Raw genomic sequence first — 22010 nt, forward strand, 5'->3', positions numbered from 1 at the left:
CTTTCCGTGCCGGCCCTGTGCGTTCCGACTATCTACAGCGATGAGGGGCACGGATGGACTGGCTATTGGCTTGCAAGGCGCTGATTCTGGGCGTCGTCGAAGGGTTGACGGAGTTTTTGCCCGTGTCGAGCACCGGGCATTTGATCGTCGCGGGCAGTCTGCTGAACTTTACCGATGAGCACGCGAAAACCTTCGATGTCGTGATCCAGCTCGGCGCGATTCTCGCCGTGTGCTGGGAATTTCGCCGCCGCATCGGCAGTGTGGTGTCCGGCTTGCCGAGCCGGCCGGATGCGCGCCGTTTCACGCTGAACGTGATCATCGCCACGATTCCGGCGATCGTGCTTGGCTTGCTGTTCGAAAAATCGATCAAGGCGGCGTTGTTCTCGCCGGTGCCGGTCGCGTTCGCGCTGGTGGCGGGCGGCGTCGTGATCCTGTGGGCGGAATCGCGTCAGCGCGCGCGCGGCGAGCCGGCGGCGCGTGTGCAGAGCGTAGACGACCTGAACGCGCTGGACGCGCTGAAAGTCGGCCTCGCGCAATGCTTCGCGCTGATTCCGGGCATGTCGCGCTCGGGTTCGACGATCATCGGCGGGATGCTGTTCGGTCTCGACCGGCGCGTCGCCACGGAGTTTTCCTTCTTCCTCGCGATTCCGATCATTTTCGGTGCGACCGGTTACGAGCTGTACAAAGACTGGCATGTGCTTTCCGTCGACGCGCTCGGCACCTTCGCGGTCGGTTTCGTGGCGGCCTTCGTCAGCGCTTTCGCCTGCGTGCGTTGGCTGTTGCGCTACATCGCCGCGCACGATTTCACCGCGTTTGCGTGGTATCGCATCGGCTTCGGACTGCTGATCCTGCTGGTCGGCTACAGCGGCGCGTTGAGCTGGACGGATTGAGCGCTTCCGTTTCGCACGATCCATGAGAAAAGGTCCGCATGTGCGGACCTTTTTTATTTGCGGGCCAACTTCGCTGCGCTTTTACGCAGCGCCGCGTTTGCGGAAGACCAGATCCCACACGCCGTGTCCGAGCCGCAGCCCGCGGCGTTCGAACTTCGTCACCGGACGGTACTCCGGACGCGGCGCATAGCCGTCGGCGGTGTTTTCCAGCGCCGGTTCGGCGCTCAGCACTTCGAGCATCTGTTCGGCGTAGTTCTGCCAGTCGGTCGCGCAATGCAGGTAGGCGCCGGGTTTCAGGCGCGATACGAGCAGCGCGACAAACTTCGGCTGGATCAGTCGGCGCTTGTGGTGACGCGCCTTGTGCCACGGATCCGGAAAGAAGATATGCACACCGTCGAGGCTGTCCGGCGCGATCATCTGTTCGAGCACTTCGACCGCGTCGTGCTGAATGATGCGGATGTTCGCCACGTTCTGTTCGCCCATCAGTTTCAGCAGTGCGCCGACGCCCGGCTCATGCACCTCGACGCCGAGGAAATCGTCGCCGGGACGGTGCGAGGCGATTTCAGCGGTTGTCGCTCCCATGCCGAAGCCGATTTCAAGTACGCGTGGCGCCTCGCGGCCGAATACGCTGTTCCAGTCGGGCTGCTGCGGAGCGAAGGGCACCACGAAGCGCGGGCCGAGTTCGTCCATGGCGCGGCGCTGGCCTGTCGAGACGCGGCCGGCGCGCGTGACAAAGCTGCGGATGCGACGCCGGTGCAGAGCTTCTTCTTGCGGCGCGTCGTCGCCGGCGGGCCGGTGTTCGGTATCGCTGGAGGGCGTCGGGAGTTCGTCCGGCAGGCCGGCGTCGTTTGGATCGTGGATCATCTTCGATGCTGCTACAAGGGTGAGGGCTTTCGCGGCAAGCCTCGCGTGCTGCACGGTGCCTGTCGATGCTCACGCGGTATGGGGCGCGAGCGCCGATCGGCACGGCTGGTGAGCACAAGGTTTACGGCTCGCTGCGCCGGGCTGCCGCTATGACAAAAAAGCCGCCTTCATGGAGGCGGCTCGTGCTGGATTCTGCTGAAGGCATCAGCAAGAAAGTGGAGCGGGCGTTGCAAGTGCGCGTAAGGTAGCACAACCGAAAAGGGCGCGTCCAGACGGACCGGGGACGGCGGGGAGTACGAATGCGGGTGGGGATATTACATTCAAATAACAGAGATGCCTGTCCAATTGATTTAATCGTTTTGTAAGATAATTGCTTTGGCCGATTATCTGGATGAGAAACTAGCATGAGCAAGCGTTCGCATCTTTGCCGCCGGCCTTCCCGCGGTTTACGGTTACCCGTGGCATGCACTTCGTTGTCGGATGCCAATCGAGGCGGTGTCGCTTACTCGACGTTTTTCTCGGCCGGTTTGCGCAAGTGAATCGATTGTCGAATTTGTCGTTCGAGAAAAAATTCCCAGGAAGCGACGGAGGAAGAGAGCGGTAGAGGCAGACCTTTTCGCGAAGCAGCCCGCTGATTCACGGGCTGACTGAAAAGTATCTGGAGCGGGCGATGGGAATCGAACCCACGGCTCTAGCTTGGGAAGCTAGGGTATTACCATTATACGACGCCCGCAGAGCACGCCATTCTACGCGGGTTTCGCGCGATTTGGCAAACGTGGACGTCGGCGGCCCGTCTGAATGGGCGCTCGCTGCGGGAGCGTTGACGCGCCGCGCGCGGTGTTCAGCGCCACGGCACAACGATTCACCTCACTAAGCCAGCCACGTATTCAGCGCTTCCTTGCGTGTTGTCGCGCATTCGGTCGGCTATGTCTCTCGCGAGCTTTACCTGCGACGGGATCCTGAAGTGATTTCTGCTGTCATCTGGCGCCGCGGCCGGGTAGATCGAGGCCGGATCCACCCGCTACCACGCACAACGGAACGCGGCGAGTAACGCTTCGGCTGTCAATCAGATCGCGGAAATTGAATGCAGATGGAAGCCCATCTAAATACAAGACCAATCAAATAGATACGCGCAACCCGCTTCGATTTTAATTCGTTATGCATGATATTTCGTCGGCATAACGGATGCGGCTATCGAAAACTTCAAACAAATATTAAAGCTTGTCGAAATCCCGCCGTTTACTCCTCTAGCGTCCTTTCCAATTGTTACAGGAGTTCCTGCGATTTGATTCTGTCAAGTGGATTTTTGGAATGATTCAACGAATTGGCGCTGACGGCAAACATCGAGATTAAAACTACTAACGGCGTAACACAGCCAATGATTGGTTGCGCAGTCGCCCAAAAACAAAAATGGATATGAAAATTAAGGCTAAATTGACGTTATCCCTGCTCGCTTCGCTCGCTCTGGCAGCGTGCGGCGGCGGTGGCGGCGGGGGCAATTCGGCGGCGACGCCGTCGGCCGGCAGCGCTTCGGCGCCGGCGGTGGCAAGTGCTCCGGGTCCCGCAAGCGCGCCGGATCCGGCTTCTTCGCCCGCCCTCAGTGGCGAGCCACTGCCGAGTCTGTCCAGTCCGCAAAGCGGTTCGGCTGCGGCCTCGGGCAACGGCGTAGAAGGAGTCTGGACCACGCAGTTCGGCGTCGACAAGACCACAGCGCTCGTCGATCCGCAGGGCAACATCTCTTACCTGAATACGGTAAGCGGCATCGGCCTGTCGGAATTCTTCGGCGTCATCGCGGCCACCGCGCCGAACTGGACGCTCACCTCAGGTGCGGCATTCATCGGCAACGTCTATTTTCCGACGACCTCCGGCTCGGGCTCGTTCGTCAATAACCAGACGTTCACGGGCAGCTATGTCGAGAATGGCACCACGGTGAATCTGTCTTGGAACTACGACGCGGCGAATGCGCTAGCTGTCACGCAGTCGAGCGTCGCGGGCACGTGGGCGGAGACCGGCTCGTCGCTGACGATTGCAAGCGACGGCACGCTAAGCGGGACATTGAGCAACTGCCCGGTCTCCGGCACGTTACTGCTCGCCACGCCGTCATCCAGCAAGAATCTCTACACGTTGAGCGTGACCGGCACGACCGCATCCTGCACGTTGAAATCGGGCGCGACGTATTCGGGCAATGCGGCGATTACGTTCCTGCCGATCACGGGCAGCAACCTGTACGCGCGCACGATTTTCTTCATGATCAAGACAGCGACCAACACCACGGTCGCCTACGGTCAGCTAACGAAACAATAAGCGGAAGCAATAAGCGACGCACGAAACAAAGCCGCCGCCTTTTTGATGGGCTGCGGCTTCTGAATGCTCGCTACATGTGCCTTCAGATCACAAAGTAAGTCAGTTGAACGGCCGCGCGGGTGACCACCATCAGCAGCACCTGCACGATCACGAACAGCAGGATCGGCGAGAGGTCGATGCCGCCGAGTTGCGGCACCACGCGGCGCAGCGGATTCAGAAACGGCGCCGTGAGCTGGTACAGGATCGGCATAGCCGGCGAACGTGGATTGAGCCACGATAGCAGCGCCATCAGGATCGTCAGCCAGATGATCAGATTCAGCGCCCACTTGATCAGCGTCAGCACCGCGACGATCAGCAGCGTCGGCAACAGCGTGAGCGGATCGGCGCCGGTCAGCACCACCATCAGCACCACATACACCATCGCCGCGAGCAACGCCGCGACGAGGCTCGCCCAATCGATCTTGCGCGTGCTCGGCAAGATATGCCGCAGCGGCAGCACGATCCAGTTGGTGACTTGCAGCACCGCGTTCGTGACGGGGTTGTAGGGCGGCATGCGCACGACCTGCAGCCATGCGCGCAGCAACAGCGCCGCGCCGAACAGCGTGAAGACGGTATTGAGCAGAAAACGGGCGATATCGCCAAACATCTCGTGTCCTTATCCTTCGGATGACGGCCGCCGATCGGCCGCAGGGTGCCGGCGCTCTCCGAACGGCGCGCCGGCGGTTTCATTTGGATTTCCCGCGCCTTTGCCGCACTGGGGCGCGTTACGCGTCGTTTGAAGCGGCCGCGTAGTTTTGCGATGCCAAGGTTCGCGGGTCACGATCAACGGCTCACTGTATTAAAGGCCGCGATTCGTCCCGCTTCCGCGGGGCATCACACGGAAATCTTGATCTCGCTGATCAGAATCGTGCCGTTGCCACCGTCCGTGTAGTTGGGGATGTCGGCCATCAATTTCTCGGAGGCCGGCTTGAAGACTTTGTAGAAGTCGTCCGCGCTGTCGAACAGGAAGTGGCCCGCGGCGACGTACGGCGGCGGCGTTCCAGGCGGGCCGGCATTGATGCCGACGTCGACCGACCAGCTCTTCAGCGACCGCCCGAACAGCTTCGCCGCGAGCGGCATATGCGCGACGCAGTAATAGTCCACGTCGAAGTGGCCGTTTTCCCGGTACGGATAGAGGATGCTGACCTTGATCATTGTGCGTTCTCGTCTGTTGGTCCCGATGCGCGGCGCTGGCGGATTGCGCGCGGCGCCGGACGTCACATTATCACGGCTTACTTGACGCTTGCACCTGCTGCGGCCTGATTCAGCGACCGCTCGAGGGATTCTTCCACGACCTCGGAGATGGCGTCGATCGCGGCGGGCGGCGTGGCGCGGCGTTCGGCCAGCCCAACCGCGCGCCGCGACATCAGCCCGTACAGCGCGGCGTGGTCGCCGCCGAGGCCTTCCAGCAACGCCAGCTGCTTCTGCACGACGCCCGTGTCGCCGCGCGATACGGGGCCCGCGAGCGCGTTGGGCAAACCCTTGTCACGGGCGGTTTCGATGGTGCCGGAGAGCATCGGCAGCAGCGCGCGCAGCGCGTCGTCTTCGGCAAAACCCAGCGTGCGCCACAGCGCGACGCATTCCGCGAGGCTGCACAGCGCGAAGCTGGCGGCGTAGTGCGCGGCGGCGTGATAGAGCATGCGGCCGCCCGCCGGAATCGACAGCGGATGGCAGCGCAGCGCGACGGCGAGCGCCGTCAGGGTGTCTTTTAGTGCGCCGTCGGCCTCGATCGTCACCGAGCAGCCGGCGATGCGCTCGAGATCGGCGAGTTCGCCGCTAAAGAGGTACAGTGGATGAAAACCGCCGATCGAGGCGCCCTGGTCACGTGCCGGGGCGAGCAATTCGACCGGCGAGGCGCCGCTGCAATGCACGAGCGCCTTGCCGTGCGCGCCGGCCGCGCCGTCCGGCCCGAACCGGAGTGTGTGCGCTGACGTACCGATGCTGTCATCGGGAACAGCTAAAAAGACGATATCGGCGGCGTCGACCACCTGTTGTGGGTTCTCGAATGCCGCGCAATGCTCGATTTGACTGGCGAGCCGGCCGGCGGAGGCCGCCGAGCGGCTTGCCACCGCCGTGACCGGATAGCCGGCGCGTGAAAAGCTCAGCGCGAGACAACGCGCGAGCCGGCCCGCACCGATAAAGCCGAGGCGCGGCAGAGAGGACTGGGACATGGTTGCCTGCTCCACACGGAACATTGGGAAAGCAGAAGTATCGCGCATCCGCCACGCCCGCGGCGCGGCTTGGCGCTGGCTTTTCCTTGACAAGTGCGCGCGCGATATGGCGCGCCCGGCCGGTCATCCGGCGGCGCGCCCCCCGCGGGTTTGAAAACTGCTCACAATTCTTCAGAGCCGGTTTGGCAGTTGCTGTCCTGGGTATTTCGTCTCGCAGTCAGATTCGGGAGGTTCACGATGAATATTTTTTCTTACCGAAAGCACTTGCGGTTCCTGACGCATGCACAGCGTCGTCGCTGGTGGGACCAGAAAAAGCGCCTGACGCCGCGCGTGCGGATCAGCGGCGCCTATGTCCCGCCGAGCGTGTCCCGCGAGTTCGCGTATGTGAAGGTCGGCTGACGTAGCAGCCTTCGCTGGTAAGAAATGCCCGGTCAGTCGGCCGGGCATTTTTCATTTTGGGGCTCAATTGATGCCGTCAGGATTGAAGCTAATTTGTAATCAAAGATTACCGTGAAGCGAATGCCTCAAGCCGTAATGCGGGCATTGCGACTGATTGCGGTGCGGTCGGACACCTGCAATCCTTGAGTTTTCAGCGTATTGCGAAGCTCATTGGTCACTTACGGCGTGCGCAGGAATTACGGGCTTCTGCCGCCAATTGCAATTTGCAACAAATGCGAACAGATAGGCGTGGTCTTTTTCGATACATTGATTTCATAGCATGCAGGGCATGCGAAGTCGGCGACCTTGATGGGCCGCGCTAGGAGAATAAAAGTGAAAAAGATCGTTCCGTTTGTCGTTGCCGGAGCACTCGGCTTGGGACTTGCCGGTGCCGCTCAGGCGCACGTTTCTGTCGGTATCGGTATTGGGGTTCCGATTGCGCCGGCATACCCGGTTTATGCCGCGCCGCCGCCGGTTTACTACGCGCCGCAGCCGGTTTATGCGCCGCCGGTCGTATATGCGCCGCCGCCAGTCGGTTACTACGGTGGCTACGGACGTCCTTACTACCACCACCACGGCTATTACCGCGGCTATTACGGCCACGGCTACTATCGCCGCTAACCGCGGCACGCAACGCTATTCTTTAACGGCGTAACGCCGGCTTGATCGCCGGGTTACGCCGTTTGTGTTTTTGTGGCCGCTTTTCATGCAGCCATGCTGCGTTTATCGTCGGAGTGACGATTTGAATTGGCGCTTGCCGGTTAGGGCGGAGAGTCGCCACCGAAGCTCACCTCAAGCCTGACGTTCCAAACCTGGGTCGAAGCTGGGAGAATGGCGGTTTCGCCACCGCTTTGGAGAGTTTCGCCGATGCAAGCGCTTCCCGCTCCCACTTTCGACGACGTACTCGACGCCGCTGCGCGTCTCGAAGGCGTCGCCCACCGCACCCCCGTTCTAACCTCGAGCACGTTCAATGAGCGCACGGGGGCGGCGGTGTTCTTCAAGTGCGAAAATTTTCAGCGCATGGGCGCCTTCAAATTTCGCGGCGCTTATAACGCGATCTCGCATTTCGACGCGGAGCAGCGCAAAGCCGGCGTGCTGACGTATTCGTCCGGTAACCATGCTCAGGCGATCGCCTTGTCTGCACGCCTGGCCGGCATCCACTCGACGATCGTCATGCCGCAGGACGCACCCGCGGCCAAAGTCGCGGCGACCAAGGGCTACGGCGGTGAAGTGATCACCTACGACCGCTACACGGAGAACCGCGAAGAGATCGGCCGGCGGCTTGCCGAAGAGCGCGGCATGACGCTGATTCCACCGTATGACCATCCGCATGTGATCGCCGGGCAGGGCACGGCGGTGAAAGAGCTGATCGAGGAAACCGGCCCGCTCGACATGCTGTTCGTGTGCCTCGGCGGCGGCGGGCTGATCAGCGGCAGCGCGTTGTCCGCGGCGGCATTGAGCCCGGCGTGCACGGTGATCGGCATCGAACCGGAAGCGGGCAACGACGGCCAGCAGTCGTTGGCGCGCGGCGAGATCGTGCATATCGACACACCGCGCACGATCGCCGATGGCGCCGCCTCCACGCATCTCGGCGACTACACGTTCGCGATCATCCGGAAACTGGTCTCGCAGATCGAAACGGTCAGCGACGCGCAGTTGATCGAGACGATGCGCTTTTTCGCGCAGCGCATGAAGATCGTGGTCGAGCCGACGGGCTGTCTCGCCGCGGCTGCGGTGCTCAACGGCATCTTGCCGGTGAAGGGCAAGCGTGTCGGGGTGGTGGTGAGCGGCGGCAACGTCGATCTGGAAAAGCTCGCGCAATACCTAGCCTGATACATGCGCCGGCTGGCGTTGTTGCGCTTGCCGTAGCCGATGCCTGACGCGTGATCGAAAACGGCTCGCCAACGCGAGCCGTTTTCATGTCAACTTGCCACGTGCGCGGTTTGCACGATCAGATCGCGATATCCGTTGACGATCACGCTATACGAGAAGTACGCAAACAGCAGCGCGGACAGCACATGACAAGCGCGCAGCAAACCGGTGCCGGCGCGTTTGCGTCCGTGGCTGCCGAGTCCGCAGATAAAGATCGTCCAGCACAGGCCGCCGAGAAAAAATCCGCCGAGAAACACCGGCGCGGTCGTGACGCTCGTGGCGCCCGCTTTCGCGATCAACGCGCCGCCGACCGCGGCGAACCACAGAATCGCCGATGGCGACGACACCGCCAGCAAGACGCCGCGCAAGAAACCGCGCCACGCGGACAGATGCGGCGCACTCGAGTCCGCTTCGCCGGCCACGGCCACGGCTGGCGCCGTCGCCGGGAACATCGCTTCACGCGCCATCTTCCAGGTCAGGAAGAGCAGGATCGACGCGCCACCGAGCCACACCACCCAGCGCACCGACTCGAACTGCAGCAAGGCGGCCATGCCCGCGAGCGCGAGCGCCGCGTAAATCAGATCGCCGATGCACGAACCGAGGCCGAGCCAGAAGCCCGGTTTGAAGCCATGCGAGAGCGCCAGGGAAATCATGGCGACGTTCACGAGACCGATATCCAGGCACAGCGACAGCGACAGAAAGAATCCATCCGACATCATTGAAAAGGCATGCATCCGCGCAACGGCTCCGATCGCTTTGTTATTCAGTCTTGTTGTACGGCTTGCCTCAGAGGCCCAACTCGTTCCACAAGGTGTCGATGCGCTGTTTGACCGCGTCGTCCATCACGATGGGACGGCCCCATTCGCGATCGGTTTCGCCGGGCCACTTGTTGGTCGCGTCGAGGCCCATCTTCGATCCCAGCCCGGCCACCGGCGAGGCGAAATCCAGATAGTCGATCGGCGTGCGATCCACCAGCACCGTGTCGCGCGCCGGATCGATGCGCGTGGTGATTGCCCAGATCACTTCCTTCCAGTCGCGGATATTCACGTCCTCGTCGACCACGACGATGAACTTCGTATACATGAACTGCCGCAGGAAGCTCCACACGCCGAACATCACGCGTTTGGCGTGGCCGGGGTAGCTCTTCTTCATCTGCACGATGGCCATGCGGTAGCTGCAGCCTTCGGGCGGCAGATAGAAGTCGGTGATCTCGCTGAACTGCTTTTGCAACAGCGGCACGAACACTTCGTTGAGCGCGACGCCGAGCACGGCAGGTTCGTCGGGCGGTTTGCCGGTGTAGGTGGAGTGGTAGATCGCGTCGCGCCGCATGGTGATGCGCTCGACCGTGAAGACAGGGAACCACTCCTGTTCGTTGTAGTAGCCGGTGTGATCGCCGTACGGGCCTTCCAGCGCATGTTCGTAGGCCGCCGACGCGCCCTTGACCGGACGTGGCGGCGCGCCTGCGGGAGCGGGCGAGGGCGAGGGCGCACCCTCCTGCGGGTAGATGAAACCTTCGAGCACGATCTCGGCGCGCGCGGGCACCTGCAAGCCGTCGACGCCCGGCGTGATGCACTTCGCCAGTTCGGTGCGGCCGCCGCGCAGCAGGCCGGCGAACTGGTATTCGGACAGCGTGTCGGGCACCGGCGTGACCGCGCCGAGGATCGTCGCGGGATCGGCGCCCAGCACGACGGCCACCGGATATGGCTTGCCCGGGTTCTGCAGCGCGAACTCGCGAAAATCGAGCGCGCCGCCGCGATGCGCGAGCCATCGCATGATCAGTTTGTTACGTCCGATCAATTGCTGGCGATATATCCCTAAGTTTTGTCGGGTTTTGTTCGGGCCTTTCGTGACGGTCAGGCCCCATGTGATCAGCGGGCCGGCGTCGCCCGGCCAACAGGTCTGAATCGGCAGCCTGGCGAGGTCCACGTCGTTGCCTTCCCAGACGATTTCCTGGCAGGGCGGCGCGCTTACCGTCTTGGGCGCCATGTCCCATACCGCCTTCGCCAGCGAGAACAGTTTGCCGGCGTCCTTGAGCCCCTTCGGCGGCTCCGGTTCCTTCAACGCGGAGAGCAGCCGGCCCACATCGCGCAGCGATTCGAGCGCGGCCCCGTCGCCTTCGCCGGCTTGCGCGTCGACACCCATGCCGAGCGCGACCCGCCGAGGCGTGCCGAACAGGTTGCCGAGCACCGGGAACGCATGCTGTGCCTTGCTCTCGAACAGCAAAGCGGGACCGCCGGCGCGCAACACGCGGTCGCACAACTCGGTCATTTCCAGGACCGGCGAGACGTTTTGTGAGATGCGGCGCAGTTCACCGATCGTCTCAAGACGGCCGACGAAATCGCGCAGGTCTTTGTATTTCATCTGGTGCTGTTCAGTGCCGCGCAAGCGGCGAAAAAGGGAGGCGCAGCAGGGTTTAACGGCGCCAGAACGATTGTCGATTTTACCTGTGTTGGTAAGCGCACGTAGATCGGCAAAACGGCCTAAGTGAGACGGATGAGTCGAGATAGCTCAAAAGGCGCGTGCCGCGCGGTTTTGGACGGTCTGAACACTGTTCATTATTACAATTAGTTATACATTTGCCTATCTATAGTGTTGACGATCTATAAAACCCTGCATAGAATCCGTCCACATTGGTTGCAGGGCGTGAACGTTTTTACCACTGCCCCCGGTCCCATCAGACGCAACGCGTCACCGCTTACCGACCCCTGCACGGTATCTAACGGCCTTATTGATGTCCTGCCAGCGCCAACTGACGCTGGTTTTTCGCGTGGGAGCCACCGCCCGCATGCTTTTTTGACATGCCGCGGTCCTCTTTCAGGATGGCTCCCCACAAACGGTATTTGCCGTTTTCCCGACGTCGCTGCTGCCCTAACCAGACAGAGCACGCGATGTCTTGATTCTGCGAACGTGCCTCACCGCTTCTTCATCCGGCGGGGTTCGCGGATCATGCAACATGGGAGATCTGAATGAACGCCTGGTTATCGTGGCGTCCCGATGAGCGTATCGCGCAAGTTGTGCGTGGTGTGCTGCGTCGCGGGACGCGAATGAGTCATCACCTGTTCAGCATCGTCGGCGGGATCGCCGTTGTGCTGACAGTCGCACTGTGGCTGATGCCGGCCCTGCGCGGCACGCTAGCCGCCAAGTTGATGCCGGTCATTTCCGCCGCTGTGCAAGCCGGTCCCGCCCGTCTGCTGCAGGGCAACCCGCTGCCGGCTTTCGGACCGCCCGCCCGCGCGTCCTCTGACGACTCGCTGTCCGCGAACACGAACGTCCCCGATGCCTTGAGCGGCACGAACAGCGGTAGCAACGGCAACACCGACGTCACCGCGGGCAACACCAGCTTTGACGGCGCATTCGACACCACCGGCTCGACCGGCGTGAGCGGTATGGGTGTCGCGGCGCTGAACGGTCTCGACCCGCGCACCATGCAAAGCGTGACCGCGCTGGCACGGCTGATCCCGTCGCAACGCGTATCCGCCGACGCGCGCGACGACCGCGTGCTGATCTCGACGCGCGAGCAGGATCTGGTTGCATCCTATCTGGCACGGCGCTATCGCGTCGCTCAGGAGCCCGTCAGCGAGCTCGTGAAGGCCGCGTTCGACACCGGTCGCGAAGTCGGTCTCGATCCGCTGCTGCTGCTGTCCGTGATGGCGATCGAATCGGGCTTCAACCCGTACGCCGAGAGCGGCGTGGGCGCGCAAGGCCTGATGCAGGTGATGTCCAAGGTGCACTCGGACAAATTCCAGTATTTCGGCGGCCAGAGCGCGGCGCTCGAACCGGTCGCGAACATCAAGGTGGGCGCGCTGGTGCTGAAGGATTGCATCGCACGCGGCGGCTCGCTGCCGGGCGGCTTGCGCCTGTACGTCGGCTCGACCTCGCAGGACGACGGCGGCTACGGCGCCAAGGTGATGGCCGAGCGCGGCCGTCTGCGCGACGTAGCGCGTGGTCGCAAGGTGCCGATCAACGCGCCGCAAGCGCCGGTTCTGACTGCGTCGACCAATACGACTGCGGCTGCACCTGCCGGCAACGGCAAGCGCGTGCAGGTGACGCTTGAAGGCAGTCATCAATTGAGCGCAGCGACATCGGTGAAGACACCGGTTTCCTCCGAGCAGGACGACGCGAGCGCCAACGCGACCAAGCACGTGGCATCGGCTTCGGAGTTGGGCGCTTGAGGTCGGTAGCGCAAAGTTGACGGCTCGATGCTGAAGCAAGCGGCAACAAAAAAAGGACACCCATCAGGAGTGTCCTTTTTTTCGTCTGGCGATTGAGAGCGCGCCGCTTCGCTCAACCCTTGCCGAAGAACTTCGCCAGCCGTTCGACCGCTTCTTCCAGCTTCGGATAGGCGGTGGCGTACGACAGCCGGATGTACTCCTTCGGCGCGTGCGTACCGAAATCCATGCCCGGCACCAGCACCACGCCGGCATCGTGCAGCATGGCCTTGGTGAGCGCCGCGCTGTCGCCGGCCGCAGGATGCGCGACCGTGCGGCAATCGGCGTACACATAGAACGCGCCGTCGGGCATGACCGGCACCGAGAAACCAAGCGATTCCAGCGCCGGCGCGATGAAGTCGCGGCGACGCTTGAATTCCAGGCGCCGCGCTTCGTAGATTGCGATCGTTTCCGGCTCGAAGCAGGCAAGCGCCGCATGCTGGGCGAGCGCGGAGGCGCAGATGAACAGGTTTTGCGCGAGCTTTTCAAACGCGCTGACCATGCCGGGCGGCACCACCAGCCAGCCGAGCCGCCAGCCGGTCATGTTGAAGTACTTCGAGAAGCTGTTGACAGTGATCACGTCGTCGCCGAACGAGAGCGCCGACACCGGCTTTGCGTCGTAGCTCAGGCCCTGGTAGATCTCGTCGACGATCGTAAAGCCGCCACGCGCCCGCACGGCCTTGACGATGCGCTCCAGTTCAGCCGGTTCGATAGACGTGCCGGTCGGATTCGACGGCGACGCCAGCAGCACGCCACGGGTGCGCTCGTTCCAGAGGCGCTCGACGTCGGCGGCGGTGAGTTGGAAACGTTCGGCCGGGCCACTGGGCACCATTACCGGCTTGCCTTCGGCTGCGATCACGAAATGGCGGTTGCACGGGTAGCACGGGTCGGGCATCAGCACTTCGTCGTCGCGATCGACCAGCGCCGCGCACGCCAGCAGCAATGCGGCCGATGCGCCGGCGGTAACGACGATCCGCGCCGGATCCACGTCGACGCCGTAGAAGTCGGCGTAATGCGCCGAGATCGCTTCGCGCAGCGCGTGCAGTCCGAGCGCGCTGGTGTATTGCGTGACGCCACGGCGCAGCGCACTCGCGGCCGCCTCGATGACCGGCTCGGGCGCGGTGAAATCGGGTTCGCCGATTCCCATGTGAATGATGTCGCGCCCCTCGCGCTCGAGAAGCGCGGCCTCCTTGGCCAGCTCCATCACATAAAAAGGCTGGATGGCGTCCACGCGTGCAGCAAGCCGCACCAAGGGTTCGGTGACGGAGTTCATACGATCAAATCCAGTTCAAAAGCAAAAGCGGGACGACGTTTGGCGCGTTTGTTCACGCGCGAAGCGGCGTCCTTGCAAACGGTCCGGTTGCGCCGCCGCGTTTAGCGAGGCGCATGACGACTATCATGCATGCCGCTCATGCGCCTGGCGCTCAACGCTTGCGAGCCGCCTGCGTTTCATCCACGCGCAGTTGTGCCGACAGCTTGTCCAGCACGCCGTTCACGTACTTGTAGCCGTCCGCGCCGCCGAACGTCTTGGCGAGTTCGACCGCTTCGTTGATGACCACGCGATACGGAATATCGACGTGATTCTTCAGTTCGAACGCGGCCACCAGCAACACGGCGCGTTCGACCGGCGAGAGTTGCTCGATCGGACGGTCCAGACACGGAGCGATTGCCGCGGACAGTGCTTCCGAATCGCGGATCACGCCGTGCAGAATGGCGTTCAGATGTTCGTGGTCGGCCTTGTCGAAGCCTTGCGCGCCGCGCAGTTGCGCGTCGATTTCACCGCCGGGCGAGCCCGACAGCAGCCACTGATAAAGCCCCTGCGTGGCCAGTTCGCGGGAGCGTCGGCGTGCGCTCTTCATGCCTCTTCCTCTTCTTCGTCTTCTTCCTCGTCATCGCCGCCGAGTTGTTCGAGCGCGACGGCGAGATTCGCCATTTCGACGGCCACGCGTGCTGCGTCACGACCCTTTTCGGTCATGCGCGCGACGGCCTGTTCGTCGTTTTCGGTGGTCAGCACCGCGTTCGCGACCGGAATGCCGAAGTCGAGGCCGATACGCGTGATGCCCGCGCCACTTTCGTTCGAGACCAGTTCGAAGTGGTACGTTTCGCCGCGAATCACCGCGCCGAGCGCGATCAGTGCGTCGAATTGCGCGCTTTCGGCGAGCTTTTGCAGCGCCAGCGGGATTTCCAGCGCGCCCGGCACGGTGACGAGCAGCACGTCTTCGCCGGTCACGCCGAGGCGTTCGAGTTCTTCGATGCAGGAGTCCGCGAGGCCATTGCAAACGGGTTCGTTAAAGCGCGCCTGGACGATGCCGATACGCAGTCCGTCGCCGTCGAGATTGGGTTGGTATTGTCCGATTTCCATGTGAATTCCGTAGTGTTTTGAGTGGGCGCTAAGCGCGTGAATGGTCGGATCAGCCTTGTTGCGGAGATTGTGGCTTGCTGCCCGGCATCGGCACGAAGCCCGTGACTTCGAGACCGTAGCCCGACATGCTGCCCAGCTTGCGCGGGTTCGACAGCACCTGCATCTTGCCGACACCGAGCTCACGCAGAATCTGCGCGCCGATGCCATACGTCTTGAAGTCGACCGGGCGGCGTTTGAGCGCGTCGGCTCTTTCCTTAGAGTCGAACGCCTTGAAAACGTCGATCAGATGGTCCTTCGAGTCGCCGCAGTTCAGCAGCACGATCACGCCGCAGTCGCGTGCGGCGATCTCTTTCATGGCCGCGTCCAGCGTCCACGAGTGGGTGGATTCGCCAACTTCCAGCAGATCCAGCACCGACAGCGGTTCATGCACGCGCACCAGCGTGTCCTGATCCGTGCATGGCGTGCCGCGCACCAACGCGATATGCGGCTGGCCGCTCGGCTGGTCCAGATACATGACCGCGCGGAACGCGCCGTGCGCGGTCTGCATGGTGCGTTCGCAAATCCGCTCGACGATCGACTCCGTGCGGCTGCGATAGTGGATCAGATCCGCAATCGTGCCGATTTTCAGATCGTGTTCTTTGGCGAATTCCATCAGGTCCGGCAGGCGCGCCATCGTGCCGTCGTCCTTGATGACTTCGCAGATCACCGCGGCCGGCGTGAGGCCCGCCAGCGCGGTGAAGTCGCAGCCCGCCTCGGTGTGGCCGGCGCGCACCAGCACGCCGCCGGGCTGGGCCATGATCGGAAACACGTGGCCCGGCTGCACGATGTGCTCGGCCTTGGCGTCCGGCGCCACCGCCGTGGCGATCGTGCGGGCGCGGTCCGCCGCCGAAATGCCGGTCGTGACGCCTTCGGCCGCTTCGATACTGACCGTGAACGCTGTGCCGTACTGCGTGCCGTTGCGGTAGGTCATGAGCGGCAGGTTCAGCAGCTTGCAGCGTTCCTGCGTAAGCGTCAGGCAGATCAGGCCACGGCCGTAACGGGCCATGAAATTGATCGCTTCCGGCGTGACGAATTCGGCGGCGATCACGAGGTCGCCCTCGTTTTCGCGGTCTTCTTCGTCGACGAGGATCACCATCCGGCCTGCTTTCAGTTCGGCAATGATCTCTAGAGTGGAGGCGAGCGTCATGTTGGCGAGAGTTTCGAAGAAAGCGCGTATTTTACGCCACGCGCGAGCCCAAGTCGCCTCCGCCGAACGGCATAGGCCGTTTGGCCGACTGGCGATGAGCCGTCCGCCGTTGCTATGCTCGTCGAAACGATGGACGCATGAACCGGCTGAAAGCGGCGGGGCGCCGCCGCCGGGCCATGCGGGGCAGGGCTTGCGGCCCGTTTATTTCGGCGCGTTCAGCATGCGCTCGACGTAGCGCGCGATCAGATCGATCTCCAGATTCACCTGCGTGCCTTCCCGCAAACGCTTGAGCGCCGTCACATCGACTGTGTGCGGAATCAGGTTGATCGAGAATTCGCAGCCATCGTCGCGATCTTTAACCGAGTTGACGGTCAAGCTCACGCCGTTGACAGTGATAGAGCCTTTGTACGCCAGGTAGCGGCCGATCTCACGCGGCGCCAGCACGCGCAGTTCGTGCGATTCGCCGACCGGCGCGAAGTGCGTGACCGTGCCGAGACCGTCCACATGGCCGGAGACGATATGTCCGCCGAGTCGGTCGTGCGCGCGCAGCGCTTTCTCGAGATTGACTTCGCCGGTCTCGCCGAGCCCCGCCGTGCAGTTCAGGCTTTCGCGCGAGACGTCGACTTCGAACGAGTGGGCGGTCTTCGCGACCACGGTCATGCAGGCGCCCTGGATCGTGATGCTGTCGCCGAGCTGCACGTCGCCGAGATCGAGGCCACCGGCTTCGACGTTCAGCCGTACGCCCGCGTCGCCGTCGGTGCCGAGCGGATTGACTGATTCAATGCGGCCCACGGCCGCGACGATTCCTGTGAACATCGTACTAATCCTTGATCATTTCGAAACGGGTTGGGACGCGGGATCGCCGCCGGGTCCGGGCGTGGCCTCGGGCGCGTGTTGGGGCACAAAGCGCGCGAGAATCCGCAGATCCTCCCCGATCCGGTCGATCGCGTGGAAGTTCAGTTTGACGCGGCCTTCGAGCGTTTCGGGCGCGGCCAGATTGAACATGCTCATCGAATCCATGCCGAGCAGGCTCGGCGCGAGATACACGAGCAGTTCGTCGACACAGCCTTCGCGCAGCAGCGAGCCGTTCAGCTTGTAGCCCGCCTCGACATGCAGTTCGTTGACGTTGCGCTCGCCGAGCACTTTCAGCACCCCAGGCAGATCGACCTTGCCGGCCGGGTTGGCCAACTGAACGATCTCGGCGCCGCGATCGCGCAGTGCGTTGGCGCGATCGGTATGGCGCTGATCCAGATTGCCGCAGAAGATCAGTGTGGGTGCGCCGGCCAGAATCTGCGCCTCGGGCGGCACGTCGAGCTGACTGTCGATCAGCACGCGTTGCGGCTGGCGCGGCGTGTCGACTGCGCGCACTGTCATGCGCGGATCGTCTTCCCTGACCGTGCCGATGCCGGTCAGGATCGCCGACGCGCGAGCGCGCCAGGCGTGGCCGTCCGCGCGTGCCGCTTCACCGGTGATCCACTGGCTATCGCCCGAAGGCAAACCGGTGCGGCCATCCAGCGAGGCCGCCACTTTCATGCGCACCCACGGGCGGCCGCGCGTCATGCGCGAGACGAAGCCGATATTGAGTTCGTGCGCTTCGAGGGCGAGCAGCCCGCAGCGCACTTCGATGCCGGCGTCGCGCAGCATGGCGAGACCGCGTCCGGATACCTGCGGATTGGGGTCTTCCATCGCCGCGACCACGCGCGCGACCTGCGCTTCGATGAGCGCGTTCGCACACGGCGGCGTGCGCCCGAAGTGGCTGCACGGCTCCAGCGTCACGTAGGCCGTAGCGCCGCGCAGGTCATGGCCGCGCGAGCGCGCGTCTTTCAACGCGCGGATCTCGGCATGATCCTGACCGGCCGGTTGCGTGAAGCCTTCGCCGATCACCTCGCCGTTCTTGACGAGCACGCAGCCGACCCGAGGATTCGGGTCGGTGGTGTACATGCCGCGCTTGGCCAACGCGAGCGCGCGTTCCATATGGACGAAATCGGTTTGCGAAAACATCGGTGTCCGGTCGGGTACGGTGGCTAGGCTGTAATGGGTTTCGATTTTAGCGATGTGTTGTCGCGCGGGCTTCAGTCAGCGAGCGAGGCGAACGCGCCGCGCGCAGCGTCGATCGTGGCGTCGACGATTGCGTCGTCGTGAACGATCGACACGAAGCCCGCTTCATACGCCGACGGCGCGAAGTACACGCCGGCGTCGAGCATCTTGTGAAAGAACGCGTTGAAACGCGGCACGTCGCTCTTCGTGACCTCGGCGAAGCTGGTCGGGATCGAGTCCGTGAAGTAGATGCCGAACATGCCGCCGAGCGAATCGGCCGCGAACGGCACTTTGGCTTCACGCGCGACCTTCGCGAGACCTTGCACGAGGCGCGTGGTGCGCGCGGCGAGCGTGTCGTAAAAGCCGGGCGCCTGGATCAGTTGCAGCGTTTTCAGGCCGGCAGCAACCGCAATCGGGTTACCCGACAGCGTGCCCGCCTGGTAGACGCCGCCGAGCGGCGCGAGGTGAGCCATGATGTCGCGCCGGCCGCCGAAAGCCGCCGCCGGCATGCCGCCGCCTATCACCTTGCCGAGGCAGGTCAGATCCGGCGCGATGCCGTACACCTCTTGCGCGCCACCCAGGGCAACGCGGAAGCCGCACATCACTTCGTCGAAAATCAGCACCGAGCCGTACTCGGTGCACAGGCGCCGCAACGCTTGCAGGAATTCCGGCGTGGCGCGCACGAGGTTCATGTTGCCGGCCACCGGCTCGACGATCACCGAGGCGATCTCGTTGCCGAACGCCTTGAACGCTTCCTCGAGTTCAGCGACGTTGTTGTACTCGAGCACGGTGGTGTGCTTGGCGATATCCACCGGCACGCCCGCCGAAGTCGGATTGCCGAACGTCAGCAGCCCCGAGCCGGCCTTGACCAGCAGGCTGTCCGCGTGGCCGTGATAGCAGCCCTCGAACTTGACGATGCGGCTGCGGTTCGTGAAGCCGCGCGCGAGACGCAGCGCGCTCATGGTCGCTTCAGTACCGCTCGACACCATGCGGACCTGCTCGATGGAGGGCACCAGCTTGCAGATTTCTTCGGCGATTTCCACTTCCGATTCGGTCGGCGCGCCGAACGAGAAGCCGTTGCCCAGCACGCGCTGCACGGCTTCGAGGACTTCCGGATGGACATGACCGAGGATCATCGGGCCCCATGAGCCGATGTAGTCGATATAACGCTGACCGTCCGCGTCCCAGAAGTAGGGGCCTTGCGCGCGTTCGATGAAGCGCGGCGTGCCGCCGACCGAGCGGAAGGCGCGCACAGGCGAGTTCACGCCGCCGGGAATGGTGCGTTGCGCGCGTTCGAAAAGGGTTTCGTTTTTGGACATGGCGATGGCTGGAATCGGGGTTGCGCAGCGGCGCAGCTTGCCTGTCGGCGAGTCGCGCGGCGCTGGGATAGGTGGGGAAATTGTACCGGAGTCAGCGTGAACAGGTTTTCCGGATGCGCCTGCGCAGCGGGTCGCCCGCTCAGTTTTTGTGTGCGCGCTTGGCGGTTGCCGTCTTTGTTGCCGGCCGGGTCGCCGGTTTGGTGATCCGCCTGCTGTCCCGCGTCGCAACTGATTGGGATGGCGGGGTCGCCACTTGCGTAGCGACCCGTTCAGCCGCCTCCTTCGCCTTCGTGACGGTGCGGCCGTCCGCCGCGCGCTTTTCCACCGCCGCGTGAGCCGTGACCTTGCTCGAGCGTGTGGGACCCGCAGGCATATCGAACTTCGGAGGCTTGCGCTTGCCGGTCAGTTCCGCCCAGCGCTTTTCCAACGCGCCTTCGGCCATCGGCTTGATCACGGTGCCCGAACTCTGCGCGTCCCAGGTCTGCACGGAGAAAGGATGTGCGCGCAACATCTCGCGTGGAATCACCACACCTTCGCGTGCATCGACCACCCAGTCGTACACGAAGTCGATGCACAAACGGTAGCCACGCTTCGTCGCCGGATCGGGGACCTCGTATGGCGCACGCGTCACATAGCCGGAGCCGAAGATGCCCTTCGGTTCCTGCGCGACCCGATGCAGGAAGACGCGGTCACCCGGCAGGATGCTGCGCGCAAATCCGCAGCCCCATACGTCGGCCACCGCGACACCCGCGGCCACGCGTTTGGCCACGTCGGGCAACTCGGGCCACGGCCATTTCTTGGGGCTCCAGATCAACAGGAATGCGGTCATCGCATGGTCGGTACGGGATGGCGGGAATGGCGCTGCGCACAGCTTCGCGCGTCGCCCGAGGCGTTCAGGCGGCAGCTTAACCGATTGGCGGCGTGCTTGCCGCATGTCGCCGATGCATCATTCGCGTCGTCGCGATCATGGCCTCGATCATGTCCGAAGGCCGGCTGCCGTGTTAACCGTCGCGTACAATTGAGGCCGTCAAGTTGCTGTTTTCCCCCGTTTCACCTGTTCCGCTGCCGACAACGGCGCGGCGCTTCATCTGGATTCCCATGTCTCACGTCACCAGAAGCCGGCCCGATGGCCGGCTGATTCTGTTGCTCGGTGCGCTTGCCGCATGCGGGCCGATTTCGATCGATATGTATCTGCCGAGCCTGCCGACCATCGCGCAGGCGTTCGCCATCAGCACTGGCGCCGCGCAGACGACGCTCACCAGTTTCATGTTCGGCTTTTCGATCGGCATGCTGTTGTATGGTCCGCTGTCCGATACCTATGGCCGCCGGCCGGTGTTGCTCGGCGGCATCGTGATGTATGCGCTGGCCAGCGTGGCCTGTGCGATGTCGTTCTCGATCGGCTCGCTGGTGACGTTCCGTTTCGTGCAGGCGCTGGGCGCGGGCGCGGCTTCCGTGCTGGCGCGCGCCATTGCACGCGATGCTCACGGCCCGACCGATGCCGCTCGCGTGCTGTCGATGCTCGCCATCGTCACGTCGATCGGGCCATTGCTGGCGCCGCTGCTCGGCGGGCAGTTGCTGCTGATCGGCGGCTGGCGTGTCGTCTTTATCGTGCTGACGCTATTCGGCACGGTGTGCGCGGTGACCGCGTTTCTCAAGGTGCCGGAAACGTGGCCGCGTGAGAAGCGTGCGCATTCGGCGTTGCTGAAGTCGTTCGGCGCGTACGGCAAGTTGCTGCGCGATCCGGTTGCGTGGGGGCACATGCTGTGCGGCGGCATGGCGTTCGCGTCGATGTTTGCGTATATCACCGCGACGCCGTTTGTCTACATCGAGTATTTCCATGTGTCGGCGCAGCATTACGGCTTCCTGTTCGCGCTGAATATCGTCGGCATCATGTTTGGCAACTTCATGAATACGCGGCTTGTCGGCCGGCTCGGCTCGCTGCCGATCATTAGTTTTGCTGCAACCGTAAGCTGCATTGCCTCGCTGTTTGTGTGTCTGGTCTCGTTGACCGGTTGGGGCGGTCTGTGGTCGATCGTGTTCGGACTGTTCTTCGTGGTCGGCGTCGTCGGACTTCTGTCCGCGAACTGCACGACCGATCTGATGCATCGCTATCCGATGAATGCCGGCGCCGCGGCCGCCGTGTTCGGCGCCGTGCAGTTGGCGCTCGGCGCGTTGTCGAGCCTCGCGGTTGGAATCTGGCAGGACGGTTCTCCCAAGGGCATGGGCGTGACGGTCGGCGTGGCGGGCTTGCTGTGTTATCTCGGCCGGATTCTGGTTGTCAGGTGGCATGGGATCAAGGCGCCTGTCGCTGCCGTTTGAG

At 63.2% G+C, this 22010-nt stretch carries 21 protein-coding genes and 1 tRNA gene; 7 read left to right on the plus strand and 15 right to left on the minus strand.

Annotated elements, in window-relative coordinates; all coding sequences use genetic code 11:
• Positions 1–53: 53 nt before the first annotated feature.
• Positions 54–890 carry an undecaprenyl-diphosphate phosphatase gene (locus B0G74_RS01895; RefSeq protein WP_132373421.1) on the plus strand — a complete coding sequence of 279 codons (837 nt, stop codon included), beginning with the start codon at positions 54–56 and terminating at the stop codon, positions 888–890.
• Between the two features lie 81 nt (positions 891–971).
• On the opposite strand, the gene trmB is transcribed toward B0G74_RS01895, so the two are convergent.
• Positions 972–1754, minus strand: a complete 783-nt coding sequence (trmB, locus tag B0G74_RS01900) for a tRNA (guanosine(46)-N7)-methyltransferase TrmB (RefSeq protein ID WP_132373422.1) — start codon at positions 1752–1754, stop codon at positions 972–974.
• A gap of 659 nt (positions 1755–2413) precedes the next feature.
• Positions 2414–2487: transfer RNA gene (locus B0G74_RS01905), tRNA-Gly, on the minus strand.
• A gap of 677 nt (positions 2488–3164) precedes the next feature.
• On the opposite strand from B0G74_RS01905, the gene B0G74_RS01910 reads away from it, so the two are divergent.
• Positions 3165–4058 (plus strand): hypothetical protein, encoded by an 894-nt coding sequence (locus B0G74_RS01910; protein WP_132373423.1) that lies wholly within the window; start codon positions 3165–3167, stop codon positions 4056–4058.
• Between the two features lie 82 nt (positions 4059–4140).
• Here the strand turns inward: B0G74_RS01910 and B0G74_RS01915 are convergent, their stop codons facing one another.
• The 3 genes from B0G74_RS01915 to B0G74_RS01925 all read right to left on the minus strand — a co-directional run bounded on the left by B0G74_RS01915 (position 4141) and on the right by B0G74_RS01925 (position 6268).
• Positions 4141–4704 (minus strand): YggT family protein, encoded by a 564-nt coding sequence (locus B0G74_RS01915; RefSeq protein ID WP_132373424.1) that lies wholly within the window; start codon positions 4702–4704, stop codon positions 4141–4143.
• A gap of 227 nt (positions 4705–4931) precedes the next feature.
• Positions 4932–5252, minus strand: coding sequence for an EthD family reductase (locus B0G74_RS01920; protein ID WP_132373425.1), 321 nt, complete (start codon positions 5250–5252; stop codon positions 4932–4934).
• Between the two features lie 77 nt (positions 5253–5329).
• Entirely contained in the window at positions 5330–6268 is a 939-nt protein-coding gene (locus B0G74_RS01925) for a DUF2520 domain-containing protein (RefSeq protein WP_132373426.1), read from the minus strand.
• A 237-nt stretch (positions 6269–6505) separates the two neighbouring features.
• On the opposite strand from B0G74_RS01925, the gene B0G74_RS45615 reads away from it, so the two are divergent.
• The 3 genes from B0G74_RS45615 to B0G74_RS01935 all read left to right on the plus strand — a co-directional run bounded on the left by B0G74_RS45615 (position 6506) and on the right by B0G74_RS01935 (position 8539).
• Complete coding sequence (locus B0G74_RS45615; protein WP_007180743.1) at positions 6506–6667, plus strand: hypothetical protein; 162 nt, start codon at positions 6506–6508, stop codon at positions 6665–6667.
• Between the two features lie 372 nt (positions 6668–7039).
• A complete protein-coding gene (locus B0G74_RS01930) occupies positions 7040–7327 on the plus strand; it encodes a hypothetical protein (protein ID WP_132373427.1) in 288 nt (95 codons plus the stop codon).
• Between the two features lie 246 nt (positions 7328–7573).
• Complete coding sequence (locus tag B0G74_RS01935; RefSeq protein WP_132373428.1) at positions 7574–8539, plus strand: threo-3-hydroxy-L-aspartate ammonia-lyase; 966 nt, start codon at positions 7574–7576, stop codon at positions 8537–8539.
• Between the two features lie 89 nt (positions 8540–8628).
• Here the strand turns inward: B0G74_RS01935 and B0G74_RS01940 are convergent, their stop codons facing one another.
• Both B0G74_RS01940 and B0G74_RS01945 read right to left on the minus strand, forming a co-directional pair.
• Complete coding sequence (locus tag B0G74_RS01940) at positions 8629–9312, minus strand: LysE family transporter (protein WP_132373429.1); 684 nt, start codon at positions 9310–9312, stop codon at positions 8629–8631.
• Between the two features lie 52 nt (positions 9313–9364).
• Positions 9365–10939 carry a UbiD family decarboxylase gene (locus B0G74_RS01945; RefSeq protein WP_132373430.1) on the minus strand — a complete coding sequence of 525 codons (1575 nt, stop codon included), beginning with the start codon at positions 10937–10939 and terminating at the stop codon, positions 9365–9367.
• 605 nt (positions 10940–11544) lie between these two features.
• Here B0G74_RS01945 and B0G74_RS01950 point away from each other — a divergent pair.
• A complete protein-coding gene (locus tag B0G74_RS01950; RefSeq protein WP_132373431.1) occupies positions 11545–12750 on the plus strand; it encodes a lytic transglycosylase domain-containing protein in 1206 nt (401 codons plus the stop codon).
• Between the two features lie 112 nt (positions 12751–12862).
• Here B0G74_RS01950 and B0G74_RS01955 read toward each other — a convergent pair whose 3' ends face one another.
• The 8 genes from B0G74_RS01955 to B0G74_RS01990 all read right to left on the minus strand — a co-directional run bounded on the left by B0G74_RS01955 (position 12863) and on the right by B0G74_RS01990 (position 20519).
• Positions 12863–14059: a pyridoxal phosphate-dependent aminotransferase gene (locus tag B0G74_RS01955; RefSeq protein WP_132373432.1), complete on the minus strand. Its 1197-nt coding sequence runs from the start codon at positions 14057–14059 to the stop codon at positions 12863–12865.
• Positions 14060–14210: 151 nt separating this feature from the next.
• Entirely contained in the window at positions 14211–14645 is a 435-nt protein-coding gene (nusB, locus tag B0G74_RS01960) for a transcription antitermination factor NusB (RefSeq protein ID WP_132373433.1), read from the minus strand.
• Positions 14642–15148 (minus strand): 6,7-dimethyl-8-ribityllumazine synthase, encoded by a 507-nt coding sequence (gene ribH / locus B0G74_RS01965; RefSeq protein ID WP_006050161.1) that lies wholly within the window; start codon positions 15146–15148, stop codon positions 14642–14644. Before ribH ends, nusB begins: the two co-directional genes overlap by 4 nt.
• A 49-nt stretch (positions 15149–15197) precedes the next feature.
• Positions 15198–16334, minus strand: a complete 1137-nt coding sequence (gene ribBA / locus B0G74_RS01970; RefSeq protein WP_132373434.1) for a bifunctional 3,4-dihydroxy-2-butanone-4-phosphate synthase/GTP cyclohydrolase II — start codon at positions 16332–16334, stop codon at positions 15198–15200.
• A 201-nt stretch (positions 16335–16535) separates the two neighbouring features.
• The gene (locus B0G74_RS01975) at positions 16536–17150 is read right to left on the minus strand and encodes a riboflavin synthase (protein ID WP_132373435.1); all 615 of its coding nucleotides are present in this window, start codon (positions 17148–17150) and stop codon (positions 16536–16538) included.
• 15 nt (positions 17151–17165) lie between these two features.
• Positions 17166–18335 (minus strand): bifunctional diaminohydroxyphosphoribosylaminopyrimidine deaminase/5-amino-6-(5-phosphoribosylamino)uracil reductase RibD, encoded by a 1170-nt coding sequence (ribD, locus tag B0G74_RS01980; protein ID WP_132373436.1) that lies wholly within the window; start codon positions 18333–18335, stop codon positions 17166–17168.
• A 71-nt stretch (positions 18336–18406) separates the two neighbouring features.
• On the minus strand, positions 18407–19690 hold the full coding sequence (hemL, locus tag B0G74_RS01985) for a glutamate-1-semialdehyde 2,1-aminomutase (protein WP_132373437.1): 1284 nt from the start codon (positions 19688–19690) through the stop codon (positions 18407–18409).
• Positions 19691–19829: 139 nt separating this feature from the next.
• Entirely contained in the window at positions 19830–20519 is a 690-nt protein-coding gene (locus B0G74_RS01990; RefSeq protein WP_243658094.1) for a hypothetical protein, read from the minus strand.
• Between the two features lie 269 nt (positions 20520–20788).
• Here B0G74_RS01990 and B0G74_RS01995 point away from each other — a divergent pair, with 269 nt between their 5' ends.
• The gene (locus B0G74_RS01995) at positions 20789–22009 is read left to right on the plus strand and encodes a Bcr/CflA family multidrug efflux MFS transporter (protein ID WP_132373438.1); all 1221 of its coding nucleotides are present in this window, start codon (positions 20789–20791) and stop codon (positions 22007–22009) included.
• Position 22010 lies beyond the last annotated feature (1 nt).

The sequence above is a fragment of the Paraburkholderia sp. BL9I2N2 genome, from assembly GCF_004339745.1.
In the GTDB taxonomy this organism is placed as follows: Bacteria; Pseudomonadota; Gammaproteobacteria; order Burkholderiales; family Burkholderiaceae; genus Paraburkholderia.